Source organism: Paraburkholderia sp. SUR17 (assembly GCF_029536165.1).
GTDB lineage: Bacteria > Pseudomonadota > Gammaproteobacteria > Burkholderiales > Burkholderiaceae > Paraburkholderia > Paraburkholderia kururiensis.
Genome location: NZ_CP120509.1, coordinates 193,721 through 207,048, shown reverse-complemented (window position 1 = coordinate 207,048; position 13,328 = coordinate 193,721). Strand labels below are relative to the sequence as shown.

Below are 13,328 nucleotides of genomic sequence, written 5' to 3'. Positions count from 1 at the left end.
TCCGCGGATCGGTGAGGCAGGGCTCAGCATCGAGTTCCCGATCGAAATATTCCCATAACGGCCTTCGTCAGCCGAGGAACGCGAAAAATATGGCTCGCCCCAAAAGGGACTCTTGTATCTGATAATGTCCTTTATCACATATAGGAGGTGACCATGGAATCGCGCGGAAGCGGCCTGCCCAACGTCGGGCTTCGGCTGATGCGGGCGCCAGATGATCCAGCCGTTCAAGATCCGGCGTTCCAAGCCGAACTGCGGACATTCAGCGGCACGTTGCGATCGGCAGGCGTGAGCTTTTCGCAACGCGCGATGACGTTCGATGCGGTTGACGCAACCGGATACGCGCTGGCCGAATACGCCATCAAGGAACTGGGGCCGGCCGCTATCGGTGTCATCGGAACTGCCGTTGGCGCCTGGATTAGCGGACGTTCAGGGCGCAAGGTGCGCCTGAAGGTCGGCGACATCGAGGTGGAAGCCCGAACTGTTGAAGAAGTAGACCAGTTGCTGCTGCGAGCGCAGGCGGTACAAGACGAACAAAGCAAGTCTCAAAACAAAACATAATCGGAGCAAGCTGTGGCTGATCCGGCTGTTGTCACTGTGAACTGGACTATCGAGGTTGCGAAAATTGCGGTCCCCGTCGTTTTGGGCGCCGTCGTATGGACCGGACAACTGCTTGCGCAGCGCGCATGGACGGCTTACGAACAACGTCGGGATGTGTACCTCGAAGTGGTCAAGCTAATCGATACCTTGTTTATTGGCACTGGGAGTACACCGGAGCAGCGCCGCGAATATTTGCGAGCGGTCAGAAAAACTTGGCTGGTTGGTTCGGATGAAGTGGTGCTCGCTGGCAACAAGTTGTCAGAGGCGATACGGACATCCCGATCGTCCGAGTACGATGCCCTTTATAGGGCTTTCATCGCGGCAATGCGGCATGATCTGAACCGACGGAAATGGCTCCCACCGGGTCGCACGGTTCTGACGGAGATGAATTTTCCTTTGGAAGGCCCGGGAAGATGAGTCCGCTCACCGTTGTAACGCGATCCCTTCCAGCGCTTGTTACTTCGGCTGGTGACAGCGCCGGAATCCGTTTCTTGGAATTCTTCGCGTCGGCGATCCGCAATCCGCACACGCGGCGCGCCTATGCGCGTGCGGCGGGGGATTTTCGCGTGGTGCTGATTCACTTGTCGGTTCCACGAAGGTTCGCTCAAGAGTAAATTCACACTCAAATTACAGCGCGACGACAGTATTCAATGGCGGAAAGTGGCGGAACCCGGAACAAGGTCGGAGGTTCACTTTCCGATCGACCGCTGGACCGCACTTCCGTGCCCGACCCGAAGCAGACTTTCGACGAGCACGCGCGGGCGATCGGTAAGCGTGCGGAATTGGACGCTCACTTCCCGCTGATGAACGATGGGTCCTGTCGGCACGGAGACGGAGCCGGTTGACATTTCTCCGAAGGCAGCCGATGCCGCGTGATGAACACACCTGGTCCATCCCAGAAGACCAGTTCCGAGTTGAAACCATGACAAGGTTGTATCTGATCCACGAGTAAGATACAAACTTCCTCAATGCGATCGCTGAGTCAAAAAGCGCTTAAAATTCGCTGTAGTTAGTGGAATATACAACAAGGAATAACAATGACTCCCCCCTCAGACGGCAAACTGGCCCTGCTCGAAAAGCAGCAATCGGCCCTCAATTATGCTCTCGGGCGAGCAGAAGCGGAGTACAAGAGCTACTGCGACACCTGGGAGAGTATCGACCGGAAAGCTCAGGCGACGATAACATTGGCCGGTGCGTTCCTCGCAGCCGTTTTTGCGTTTATCCCACGATTTGATGGCCGTGCAGAACCGCTCCTGATTGTCGGTGTGATCGCCGTGATGCTCGAACTGCTCTTTACGATCTCAGCGGCATTGCTCGCGATAAAGCCGAGAGGTAGTAATTTGCCGCCGTGTGTCGAAGATTTCGGCCCGGCGCTGATTTCGCGCATAGAAAAGACAGAGAGCGTCGAAGATTTCCAAGCGAAGCAAACGCAAGAATATCGTGAATGGCTTGAGCAATGGCAAGACGCCAACGACACGGTTCATTCTGCCAATCTCGCCAAGTCTGCGTGTCTGCAATATAGTCAAAACGGGCTTATCGTAGCTGCTGTGTGCACGGTTTTTATCGGTGTCGTTGTGCTCATTTCTTCAACGCGAGAGCTTCCGACTCAGACGGTGGCTGTGTCAGCATCTCTGACAAGCCGCGTGAGTCCCACACCCGAGCCAACTTCGGTGTCACAACCGACGGAACCGACGTCTCGCACCCCTGAAATACACATTGAAAATACTCTTACACTTCCTGGACCGTGCTGCAGTCCGCAGCAGCGTGAAAGGCCTTCGTCGCAAAACCCTGCCGGGCGCATACCGCGGACTCCAAAGCAATGCATCCAGGCACCGCATGTACCATAAAGATCGAAGCGACCCACATCGCGCGACAAACTAGGGCGAACGGGCCGGTCTACGACAATTCCGCACCGAATTTTCCATCACTTTAGCTAGTGACTCGACATCGAAAGCCCCTCAACTAGATGAACACGGATGCTCGGGTTGGAGCTTGGAACGCCTCTTAATGGCCGAACGGAGACGATTCCCTTCTTGGCAATCGCACGAATGACGGAAACGAATCCGGCCAGTCCCGCGAAGTGGTGTCCTGCGTCCGCGAGTGTGGCAACGGAATTGTTGGCTAGCTCGTTGGTTTATTGGACACCCTGGCCTCATGTATTCCGTTTCGCTGCAGCGCCCGTGGGTCACGGGCAACTCAACGGCTAGCTACTGCGTACCCGCGGCGCGAACCTCGTACGGCGTGAAGCGCACCACCTCATCCCCCAGCCACGCATTCAGCTCCATGAACCGCGCCTGCAGCGGTTCAATCTCATTGCGCGCAAACACGTTCGCCGCCGTATCGGCCGCCCCGAACCCACCGTTGTTCGCCGGCACGATCCCAAGCAGCTGCGGCGGCACGCGGTGCGCCGCCAGCAGGTCATCGCGCGTCACGTTCTTGATGTTGAAGAACTCGTCCTTCGCCGCGACCTCGGACACCGGAATGAGCTGGATGCCGTCCTTCTTCCCATTGGGCGCGTACACGAACAGGTTGCGGAAATTGCCCGGCCCCTTGCTCTTTCGCAACGCCTCGCACATGTCGTCGACGTCCTGCTGGTTCTGCGCCGCATCCGTCATGTACAGGATGAAGCCGGCATGCGAGCCGTTCTCGTAATACCTGCGCCGGAACAGCGTCGACGATTCGTTCAGCCACGCTGCATGCAACGAGCTGAGATAACGGCGGCCGCTTCACCTATATCGGCGCGTACTTGGCGTGGAAGCGCGCTTGCCAGCGCGCACGATTGGCCTACGAGGAAGACTGCAAAGAAAAAGCGATCGCCCCGGAACCGCTATACCTCATCGGCATGCACTTCCACGATCTGCGGGCAAAGGCGTTGACCGATTTGAAGCGGCAGCGAGGAGCCGCGGCAGCGCAATCACTGGCCGGTCACACGACCGAAAGCATGACGGCGCACTACACGAAATCGCGCGAAGTAGAACGCGTCCAACCAGTGCCATTGACGCGTGCAAGTTAGACACCGACGCTCATGTTAGACGCGAAGGCTCCCCGAACCGGCCGGGGAGCCTTATACAGCAAGGGCCTTCTACTGAAACGCCACTTCCGCGAAGCTGCGCAGCTTACGACTGTGCAACCGATGCAGCCCGTTCGTGCGCAGCAGTTCCATCGCCTTCACGCCGATCTGCAGATGCTGGTCGACCTGCGCGCGATAGAACTGGTCCGCCATGCCAGGCAATTTCAGCTCGCCGTGCAGCGGCTTGTCCGAGACGCACAGCAGCGTGCCGTACGGCACGCGGAAGCGGAAACCATTGGCCGCAATCGTCGCACTTTCCATGTCGAGCGCAATCGCGCGGCTCTGCGAAAGCCGCTGCACCGGCTCGCGATGATCGCGCAGTTCCCAGTTGCGGTTATCCACGCTCGCCACAGTGCCCGTGCGCATCACGCGTTTGAGTTCCACGCCGTCGAGTTGCGTCACCTGCGCCACCGCACGCTCGAGCGCCACCTGCACTTCGGCCAGCGCGGGAATCGGCACCCAGAGCGGCAGGTCGTCGTCGAGCACGTGGTCTTCACGCACATAGCCGTGCGCCAGCACGTAGTCGCCCAGGCGCTGCGTGTTGCGAAGACCCGCGCAGTGCCCGAGCATGATCCACGCATGCGGGCGCAGCACGGCGATGTGATCGGTAATGGTCTTCGCGTTCGACGGCCCCACACCGATGTTGACCATCGTGATGCCGCTGCCATCCGCGCGCTTCAAGTGATAGGCCGGCATCTGCGGCTGCCGCGGCGGCGGCGCGCCTTCGTCGGCCTGTTCGTCGAGGTTCGCGTTGTACGTCACCACATCGCCGGGCTCGACGAACGACGTGTATTCGCAGCGGTATTCGCGCAATTCGGGGTCGTCGGTGTGCGCCATCATCGTGCGGCCCAGCTTCACGAACTCGTCGATATAGAACTGGTAGTTCGTGTAGAGCACGTAGTTCTGGAAGTGCGTGGGCGACGTGGCCGTGTAGTGCTTGAGCCGATGCAGCGAAAAATCCACGCGCGGCGCCGTGAAAAGCGCGAGCGGCTGCGGCTCGCCGTGCGCAGGCTCGTACGTGCCGTTGACGATGCGGTCGTCGAGCAGCGCGAGGTCAGGCGTGTCGAACACGTTGCGCATGGCGAGCAGACGGTCGCGATCCAGGTCACCTTCCAGATGAATGCCTTCGGCAAAGGCGAAGTGGATCGGAATGGGATGCTCCGATACACCCACTTCGATCGCCACGTGATGGTTCTTCGAAAGCAGACGCAATTGCTCGCGATAGTAATTGCCGAACAGGTCGGGACGCGTCACCGTGGTTTCGAACACGCCCGGGCCCGCGACGAAGCCATACGAGCGGCGCGAATCGATCTGCGTATTGACTTCGGTACGGATGCGCACGAACGGATAACAGGCGCGCACACGACGCTCGAAAGGCTCGTTACGGCGATAGCGGGCGAACGCATCGCGCAGGAACGCCGTGTTGGCTTCGTAGATGGCCGAGAGCCGGGCCACTGCTTCGGTGGCGTCTTCGAAGGCCTCGGTGGGATAGTCGTTTGCCGGTGTCATCAGCGTCGGCAGATTGAATTCCTTGTTCATCTTGATCGCCTCGAATAGTTCAAACGACATTACCACGGAACCCGGCGCGAAGAGCGCAGCGCGCGTGCGCGGCAGCACCATCGAGCGGCATGCCGAACAGGCCCTGCATGCCAGGGCAGCCTCGCGGCGGACACCGCCAAAGCGGCGCAAAATAAGGCTGTAGCGCCCGTGGCGCGAGCCGGATTTGTTAGAATCGCCAAACTCGAACGGAGAAACACCATGAAGCCGCTCCTCCCTGCTGCCGTTGCGGCGATGCTTGCTATGTGCAGCGTTGCGATGGCCGCGCCCGCCGACGAAGCGCAGGCCAACGTCGACGCTCAATCCGCCCAGGCCGCTCCGCAGTCGGCCAACGAACGCGCGGGGCTGCCCGATCTCGCAGCCATCAACCGGCCGCCGGCAAACGTGACGTCGAAGGTGGACATCAACGTGCCGCGCAAGCCGAGCTTCCACGAAAAGGCGGGGAACGGCACGGAAATCACCGAATATCGCGACAAAGGCAAGCCGGTGGAAATCGACGTGCGTTCGAACTTCGGCACGCACTATCAGATGAGCGCGCCGCTCGATACGTCGCCCACCGTGCGCGACAACGGCCAGGCAAGCAAGCGTCTGCCGTCGGTAAGCCTGCATTACTGATCCACACCGCGGCAGCGCAGGGCACGCGCCCTTCGCTGCCGCAGACGCGCCGCCTGACGCGCGGTGCTCGCAATCACTCATTGCCCGTTTGTCCGATCTCACCGCCGCGCCCGTCAGGCACGGACGGTCCGACCAACCCGACCCGACGTTTCGCGCATGGCCGTTTTCACCGCTGTCACTGAACCCCAGCTCGCGCAATGGATGCGCGACTACGACCTTGGCGAGGTCGTCGATTTCCGCGGCATTCAATCTGGAATCGAGAACAGCAATTTCTTCCTCACGACCACGCGCGGCGAATACGTTCTCACGATCTTCGAAAAGCTCACGGCAGTGCAGCTGCCGTTCTATCTGGATCTGATGCGGCACCTCGCGAGACATCGCGTGCCCGTGCCCGATCCGATGCCGCGCGCCGACGGCTCGCTCTTCGGCATGCTCAACGGCAAGCCGGCCGCCATCGTGACGAAACTCGAAGGCTCGGCCGAACTGGCGCCTCGTGAAGAGCACTGCATCGAGGTGGGTCAGATGCTCGCGCGCATGCATCTGGCCGGCCGCGATTTTTCGCGTGAGCAGCCGAATCTGCGCAGCCTGCCCTGGTGGCGCGAGACGGTGCCCGCCGTGCTGCCGTTCGTCACCGACGCACAGCGCGAACTGCTTACTACGGAACTCGCGCACCAGGAAGCGTTCTTCGCCTCGGCCGACTATGCGGCGATGCCGGGCGGCCCGTGCCATTGCGACCTGTTCCGCGACAACGTGCTGTTCGCGCACGCCGACCCGTCGACCGGTCACGAAGTGCGGCTGGGCGGGTTCTTCGATTTCTATTTCGCCGGCTGCGACAAGTGGTTGTTCGACGTGGCGGTCACGGTGAACGACTGGTGCGTCGACATCGCCACGGGCAAGCTGGACCTGGCGCGCGTGGAAGCGATGCTGCGCGCGTACCAGACCGTGCGTCCGTTCACGACCGAAGAAAACCATCACTGGGACGACATGCTGCGTGCGGGTGCATACCGGTTCTGGGTGTCGCGCCTGTACGATTTCCATCTGCCGCGCGCGGCAGAGCTTCTCAAGCCACACGACCCGGCACAGTTCGAGCGCATTCTGCGCGAACGCCTCGTCGGCTCCGCACTTCCTGGCATTCATACCTCATGCAACTGATTGAAGTTCCCGCGAAGGCCGGCTACGTCTGGTTCCGGCAGGGAATCTGGCTGTTCCGCAGAAATCCGCTCGCGTTCCTGACGCTGTTCTTTGCCTATCTGCTCGCGATGACGCTGATTTCGGCCATTCCCCTGGTGGGCAATGTGCTGCCGCTCATCTTCATTCCGGGCGTGGCGGTGGGATTCATGGCAGCGTGCCGCGACACGATCGCGGGCAAGCCGGTCTTCCCGACCATCTTGATTGACGGGTTCCGCTCGTATGGCGCCGTCGTAGCGCGGCGGCTGATCCTGCTCGGGGTGCTCTATGCGGTGGCGATGGCGCTGGTGCTCGCCGGGTCGGCGCTCGCCGACGGCGGCGCGCTGCTCAAGCTCATGACGGTAGGCGGTTCGACGGAGCCGGACAGCATCGCGAACAACGACGTGCTGCTCGCCATGATGGCGGCATTCGCGCTCTACATCCCCGTGGCCATGCTGTTCTGGTTCTCGCCGATATTGATTGCCTGGCACGACGTGCCGCCCATCAAGGCGATGTTTTTCAGCGTGGTGAGTTGCTGGCGCAATCGCGGCGCCTTCGTGGTGTACGCAGCGCTGTGGTTCGCCGTATCGATCACGGTATCGCTGGCGCTTTCGGCGCTGACACAAGCGCTCGGCACAGGCGAATACGGACTCGCTTTCGTTATGCCGGCGCTCATCGTCGTGACGACGATGCTCTATTGCTCGTTTTATGCGACGTATCGCGGGTGCTTCGGCGTACAGGAGCCAAAGACACCGGATCTGCCTGCGGCGGGGAAGTAGCCCGCAGGCAAGTAGACATCCGGCGGCCCGATGCAGGCCGCCACCGCGCCCACCCGCTTCTTAGTGCTGGTTCATCCACGCCGGCTGACGGGTGCGCGACTCGCGATCCAGCTTGCGCATACGGAACTCAAGGTCGTACAGGTCGGTGGCTTCCGCCAGATACGCGTCGTTGCGTTCCTTGGCGCGTTCATCGGCGGACTTCGTAAGGAAGAGGAAAAGGCGGCTCAGAAGATACATGGTAACCTCGACGGTGTAAGGGTTAACACCTAAGTACAAACCCGATTGTACGGGAAAACCCTGAGAGCCGCCACCGAATCATTATTCTGATGCTGCTGCGCAACATGCGTTGATCAGAGCCTTGCCGCCGCCCTGCGGTCCGCCGTTTCTGCCGGTGCCGCCCGGCGTTGCAGGCGGAAAAAGTCCCAGATCAGGGCGCTGGCATCGGGCCCTTTTGAAGAGTGAAACGGCACGGTGTCGTCGCCGCCGCTCCAGGCGTGTCCGAGGCTGCCGATCCGGTAGACGCTCACCACCCGTCGCCCCGCTTGCAGGTAGTCGCGCACCACCACGTCAGCCCGGCGCTCCTCGCGCAACTGGCCGTCGCGACCTGAGCCACGCGCGTCCACCAGGCCGTTCAGGCGCAAGAACTGGACGGCCAGTTGTTCCGCGTTCACAGGCGCGACGACAGGATCGTCGTCGCCCTGCAGAATGATGGCCGGCATGCCGGGGTACGCGGATACGTCGACGGCTTTGTCCACCAGCGCCACAGGGTCGTGACGGGAGCCGCGCCGCATGACGTCCATCGCCGTAATGCCGGAATGCGCTTCGCCGAACATGGGCCCCGAATGCAGCGCCACGGCCGCGAACCGTTGCGGGTAGTGCGCCGCGAGCAGCGTAGCCAGCCCGGCGCCCGCCGACAAACCCGCCACGTAGACACGCTCACGGTCGAACCCGTGCTGCTCCACCAGCGACTCCACGAGCGAATCCACGGCGCGCGCCTCCGCAAGACCCGTATGTTCGCTCGTGTCGTACCAGTGCCAGCACCGATGGGCATGCGCGTGCTTCGATTGCTCGGGGTACAGCACGGCGAACCCGTACCGGTCGGCGAGAAGGTTCATGCGCGAACCCTCGGCGAATTCGTCGATGGACTGCTTGCAGCCATGGAGCATCACGACCACCGGCATCTGGGTCGTCGGGCGCTCGGCCGGAAGGTAGAGACCGTAGGACAGGTGATTCACCAGCCGGCCGGCCGGGACAGGCGCCGAATGGAAAGAACGGGTCCAGTGCCCGGTCGCCCACGCGGCTGCGCGGGGACGCACGCGCGACTCCCTTGCCGGCGGCGTGCCGCGCGTGGCGGGCTTGCGCGCCTTCACGGTGGGCTTGGCGGCCGGTTTCGTCGTGGCTCTTGTCGGAGTTGCAGCACGCACCGGCCGCAACCCCGCGCGTTTCGTCGTCTTGCGAATGTGTTCGCTCTGGATGGCCAGCAGGCGCTTCAACCCGCCCAGCCAGATCTTCGTAAAGCTTTTGGTCATCGGGGACCTCGTAAAAGGGACCGATCTGCCGCTTCCGGCTGCGTCGTTCGCGACGGAAGGTGGCATGTTGTGCGTTGCACAATAACACCATTCCGGGTCTGCCGCTGACGTCGAATATGCCTGCCGGATTGCGCTTCGCTCCTCTCGTCGCGCGACTCACCGCGTCCGACTTGCCGCACGGCCGCCGGCCCCCTCCCGCGGGCGGCGGCTATACTGGAGCTTATGCATTTAACGTGTTGTCGTCGGATGAAGCGGCTTACGCGTTATTCCAGTGATGAACCTGCCCTGAACGCGCCCGGTCGCCCGACGTCATGCCAGAGTTGCCTTCCCACCTGTGGTACCTGATCACCAGCTTCGGCGGCGCCGGCCTGACGCTGCCGCTGGCGCTCGCCATTGCGCTGTGGCTGGCGTTCGGGTACTCGTGGCGCCTTGCGGCGGGTTGGCTCGTGCTGCTCGGGATTGCCGTCGGCATCGTCACGGTGACAAAGATCGCCTTTCTGGGCTGGGGCGTCGGCATTCGTGAGCTCGACTTCACCGGCGTAAGCGGGCACGCCATGCTTTCTACGGCCGTCTATCCAGTCGCCTTTTTCCTCGTGCTATTGCGGGCGCGGCCCCCGGTACGAATACTCGGCATTGTGGCCGGCATCGCGGCCGGCGCGGCGGTGGGGCTTTCGCGGGTCGCGCTGGAGGCGCATTCGCCATCCGAAGCCGTGACGGGCTGCTTCGTCGGGGCTCTGACGGCGCTCGCGTTCATCCGATGGGCGTGGCATGCGCAGCCTGGTCGGCTGTCGGCGTCCGCGGTGACGATCAGCCTTGCCATCCTCGCTTTCACGCTGCATGACGTGCGCGTGCCGACCCAGCGCTGGGTCACACACATTGCGCTCAAGGTGTCCGGCCACGAGCGTCCGTTCGTCCGCGCCAAATGGAAAGCCGGACGCTACGACCGCCCTCCTGCCGCCCCGGTCTCGCAGACCAGCAACACGCTTTCGCCGCGGCCCTCCGAAGCGGTCTAACCTGCGACCGCGCCACGTCGCGCGCCGCAGGTCGCATTTCCAACACCCAAGCGGCGGACGGAGCTCAGCAGCGCCTGATCGAGCAGTCCCCAGCCCGGCCGCCTTTCCCAGACGCCTGCGCCGCGACCGCTGCGTCTCAATCGCTCACGCCGAGAATCACGCTCGACGCCTTGAACGCCGCAATCGCCTTCACCCCGTCGTTAAGGCCGAGCGCATCCACGCTCTCGTTCGTAACGATTGCCGTCACCACCGGGCCGCCGTCGAGCTGAAGCGCGACCTCCGAGTTCACCGCACCGCGCTTGACGCCGCTCACCGTGCCGCGCAGCTGGTTGCGCGCCGAGAGCTTGACGGGCTTGCCGTCGTCCACGAGCAGCATCACCCACGAGGCCTTGATGAGCGCAAACGCCTGCGCCCCAGGAGCCAGGCCCAGCGTTTCGCTGCTCTCGTGCGTCAACACGGCCACGATGGTCTGCCCGCCGGGCAGCTCGAGTGCCACTTCGTCGTTCACGGCTCCGCGTGTTACCGCCGAGACCTTGCCGTACAGCTGATTGCGTGCGCTCGTCTTCATGCCGATTCTCCCAATGAGTTGCCAGTCGTCTGCAAAATTTTCGATTGCCTCGCCCGCGCGTTCGAGAAACCGCCGGTGCTCCCGCTCCACCGCGCGAAACGTGGCGATCAGCTTGATTGCGCGCGGCGTGAGTGTCGTGCCGCCACCGCCCTTGCCGCCCGTTGCCCGTTCGACGAGCGCCTCGCCCGCCAGGTTGTTCATGGCGTCGATGGCATCCCACGCGGCCTTGTAGCTCATGCCCACCGCTTTGGCCGCGCCCGTGATGGAGCCCGTCTCGCCAATCGCCGCGAGCAGCGCGATGCGCGACGCGCCGCCGAGCGTGTGCTCGCCGGCCTGAAACCATACGGAGCCGCCGAGTTCGAGCGGCTCGCGCAACGCACGGGCGGAGCGCGAGGAACGGGACGAGCGGGCAGGACGGGCGGTACGCGAAGTCATCGGCGCAAGGCAAAGAGGGGGAAAACGCGGCGGGAGGAACAACGCCCATGACGTGGACGCCGGCCGATTATAGCCACGCACCACACGACCAGCCGCGACCGCGCAACGGCGCTCACCCGTCGCCGCCTACGATCTTGGGCGCATCGAGGTCGCGCAGCAGCCGCTCGCCTTCCCGCGCCGTGTAACGCTTGACCGCCTCGCACCAGCCGCGCGCAAAGCCCTGCTGATACGCGTCGACGTTAAGTTCATCCAGATAGCCGAGCGCCACCGCGGCGTCGTTGCCGTCCCCCAGCACGCTCTGGATGCGCGAGAGCGTCTTCGCCACCTCCACGCGCGTCTTGCGCGACACGATGGACTCGAAGAACTCCAGCGCGTACCGCAGACGCTTGGCCTCGATGCGCACGCTATGGCGCGCCTTCTCGTCGATGGTAGTGAGTTTCGGCGTCTCGACGAGCCGGCGATACGGCTTGCGGATGCGCTTCTTCGCATGCTTCGCGAGCGACTGCCGCGCGGCATTGGGCGGCGCCTCGCGCGAGAGCAGCGCTGTCTGCCATTCGAGCCACGCGAGCGCGAGGTTCGCGTAACGCCGCGACGCCATGGCTTCCTGCACCTTCGCGCGCGCGGCGAGGCGCTGGACGTCGGCGGCCTCGCGCGTGGCTGCCCAGCGCGCAGCGTCGGTGTCCGAGTTCGCCAGCGCCGGCAGCGTCGAATCGACGAACACGTCGCGGTCGCGCGCGTTGCCCAGCAGCTTGCCAAGCCACTTCAGGTCGGGTTCGATGCGGTCGGCCCACGCTTCGTCAGCCCAACCCTTGAAGAGGCGCATGGCCGTGCGCAAGCGCCGTTGCGCGACTCGCATCTGATGGACGAACTCGGTATCCGCGGCGTCGCGCACGCCGGTTTCGTTGCCGAACCAATGCTCGGCGACATTGCGCCCGATGATGGCGAGCGCCTCGCGCTGGGTACGTGCTCCCGACAGATCGACCCTACCCGCACGCACCGCCGTGAGCGCCGCGCCGACGCGATTGCGGCATGTGCGGTCCGCGTAATCCGTCAGTTGCACGAAAGCGGGCAGCGCCGCGAGCGCGTCGCGTGCGGCCGCAAAAGGCGCCTGCCACGCGGCGGCGGGCACGGCCCCGCCCGGCCCATTTCCGAGCTCATCGGGTTCATCAGGCAAGGCAATCGAGAGACGCAGTTCATGAAGGCAGGGCTCGGCGCGATCCGGTGGCCCCATATCGGCATCGAGCGTCACGTCGATCACGACGCCATCTGGGCGCGGCCACATCCAGCGCGTGCGGGCAAATGCGAGCGTTGCGGCGGGTTGCAGCTCGCCCGCCATGGCGAGCGCTTCGCGAAACGCGGCGGGAGCGTCGTCGAAAGAAACGGCCGCGAGGCCGGCCGGGCGCCGGGTCGCATCAGACGATGCATCACCCGGCGCATCGATCGCCACATCGAATACCGCCGAGCGGATCATGACGCCCGGCGAAAACGGCTCGAAATGCGAAACGGTGGCGCGCTGCGTATCTGCTGACGCTTCGATCGCCACCCGCCAGCCCGCATGGACCAGCGCGCTGCCGTTATCGAAACAGACGCTTTCGATGCGGGCGACAGAATCGCCGTCGGCACGCTCGAGCTGCGGCAGCGCTTCGCCCAGCAATTGAACGAATGCCGGTGCCTTGCCACGCCGGCGGCTGCCGTCCTTCTTTTGACCGGCCCAATCACGGACCGCCGGTACAGCGATATCCAGCACGATCTCGATAAAACGAGCCATGAATATTCACCGGTAAGAAATGCGGCGCGCCCTGCCCGCGTGGCCGCCCGCCTCGGCAAGAACGCCACCGTTCATGTTACACAAGCCGACAGCCGGACAGAAAAACGACGCGCGAGGCAACGTGCGCCTTATGAGCGCACGACCGCATAAGGTGTGCGTAGGGTGGGGCGCAGGCACCCCCGGGCACCGCAGACCGCGCGCAACAGACAAGGCACAATGCCGCACTGGCG

General features: G+C 63.3%; 12 protein-coding genes and 3 pseudogenes. 9 read left to right on the top strand and 6 right to left on the bottom strand.

Going from position 1 to position 13,328, the window contains the following annotated elements:
• Window positions 1–153 precede the first annotated feature (153 nt).
• The 4 genes and pseudogenes from P2869_RS18460 (at window position 154) to P2869_RS18445 (ending at window position 2,444) form a co-directional block, all read left to right on the top strand.
• Window positions 154–558 (top strand): hypothetical protein, encoded by a 405-nt coding sequence (locus P2869_RS18460; RefSeq protein WP_277599106.1) that lies wholly within the window; start codon window positions 154–156, stop codon window positions 556–558.
• Between the two features lie 12 nt (window positions 559–570).
• Complete coding sequence (locus P2869_RS18455) at window positions 571–1,014, top strand: hypothetical protein (RefSeq protein ID WP_277599105.1); 444 nt, start codon at window positions 571–573, stop codon at window positions 1,012–1,014.
• Window positions 1,011–1,160, top strand: a pseudogene (locus P2869_RS18450) (integrase); the annotation flags it as partial. The gene P2869_RS18455 and the pseudogene P2869_RS18450, both read left to right, overlap by 4 nt.
• Before the next feature lie 474 nt (window positions 1,161–1,634).
• Window positions 1,635–2,444 (top strand): hypothetical protein, encoded by an 810-nt coding sequence (locus P2869_RS18445; RefSeq protein WP_277599104.1) that lies wholly within the window; start codon window positions 1,635–1,637, stop codon window positions 2,442–2,444.
• 360 nt (window positions 2,445–2,804) lie between these two features.
• On the opposite strand, the pseudogene P2869_RS18440 reads toward P2869_RS18445, so the two are convergent.
• Window positions 2,805–3,311, bottom strand: a pseudogene (locus P2869_RS18440) (capsid portal protein); the annotation flags it as partial.
• Between the two features lie 2 nt (window positions 3,312–3,313).
• Between P2869_RS18440 and P2869_RS31115 the strand changes: the two are divergent.
• Window positions 3,314–3,582 (top strand): annotated as a pseudogene (locus P2869_RS31115) (integrase); the annotation flags it as partial.
• Window positions 3,583–3,679: 97 nt separating this feature from the next.
• Here P2869_RS31115 and P2869_RS18435 read toward each other — a convergent pair.
• Window positions 3,680–5,206, bottom strand: a complete 1,527-nt coding sequence (locus P2869_RS18435) for an AMP nucleosidase (RefSeq protein WP_033350495.1) — start codon at window positions 5,204–5,206, stop codon at window positions 3,680–3,682.
• A 219-nt stretch (window positions 5,207–5,425) separates the two neighbouring features.
• On the opposite strand from P2869_RS18435, the gene P2869_RS18430 reads away from it, so the two are divergent.
• From P2869_RS18430 to P2869_RS18420, 3 genes are all read left to right on the top strand, one after another.
• On the top strand, window positions 5,426–5,839 hold the full coding sequence (locus tag P2869_RS18430; protein ID WP_017773293.1) for a hypothetical protein: 414 nt from the start codon (window positions 5,426–5,428) through the stop codon (window positions 5,837–5,839).
• A 156-nt stretch (window positions 5,840–5,995) separates the two neighbouring features.
• A complete protein-coding gene (locus P2869_RS18425; protein ID WP_277599103.1) occupies window positions 5,996–6,991 on the top strand; it encodes a homoserine kinase in 996 nt (331 codons plus the stop codon).
• The gene (locus P2869_RS18420) at window positions 6,982–7,785 is read left to right on the top strand and encodes a BPSS1780 family membrane protein (RefSeq protein ID WP_277599102.1); all 804 of its coding nucleotides are present in this window, start codon (window positions 6,982–6,984) and stop codon (window positions 7,783–7,785) included. Before P2869_RS18425 ends, P2869_RS18420 begins: the two co-directional genes overlap by 10 nt.
• A gap of 60 nt (window positions 7,786–7,845) precedes the next feature.
• Here P2869_RS18420 and P2869_RS18415 read toward each other — a convergent pair whose 3' ends face one another.
• Together P2869_RS18415 and P2869_RS18410 are read right to left on the bottom strand one after the other, a co-directional pair.
• Entirely contained in the window at window positions 7,846–8,022 is a 177-nt protein-coding gene (locus P2869_RS18415; RefSeq protein ID WP_017773290.1) for a DUF3563 family protein, read from the bottom strand.
• A gap of 113 nt (window positions 8,023–8,135) precedes the next feature.
• Window positions 8,136–9,314: a PHB depolymerase family esterase gene (locus P2869_RS18410; RefSeq protein WP_277599101.1), complete on the bottom strand. Its 1,179-nt coding sequence runs from the start codon at window positions 9,312–9,314 to the stop codon at window positions 8,136–8,138.
• 311 nt (window positions 9,315–9,625) lie between these two features.
• Here P2869_RS18410 and P2869_RS18405 point away from each other — a divergent pair, with 311 nt between their 5' ends.
• The gene (locus P2869_RS18405; RefSeq protein ID WP_017773288.1) at window positions 9,626–10,327 is read left to right on the top strand and encodes a phosphatase PAP2 family protein; all 702 of its coding nucleotides are present in this window, start codon (window positions 9,626–9,628) and stop codon (window positions 10,325–10,327) included.
• A 136-nt stretch (window positions 10,328–10,463) separates the two neighbouring features.
• On the opposite strand, the gene P2869_RS18400 is transcribed toward P2869_RS18405, so the two are convergent.
• Both P2869_RS18400 and P2869_RS18395 read right to left on the bottom strand, forming a co-directional pair.
• Complete coding sequence (locus P2869_RS18400; protein WP_277599100.1) at window positions 10,464–11,330, bottom strand: TOBE domain-containing protein; 867 nt, start codon at window positions 11,328–11,330, stop codon at window positions 10,464–10,466.
• A gap of 112 nt (window positions 11,331–11,442) precedes the next feature.
• Window positions 11,443–13,098, bottom strand: a complete 1,656-nt coding sequence (locus tag P2869_RS18395) for a CHAD domain-containing protein (protein ID WP_277599099.1) — start codon at window positions 13,096–13,098, stop codon at window positions 11,443–11,445.
• Window positions 13,099–13,328: the final 230 nt, after the last annotated feature.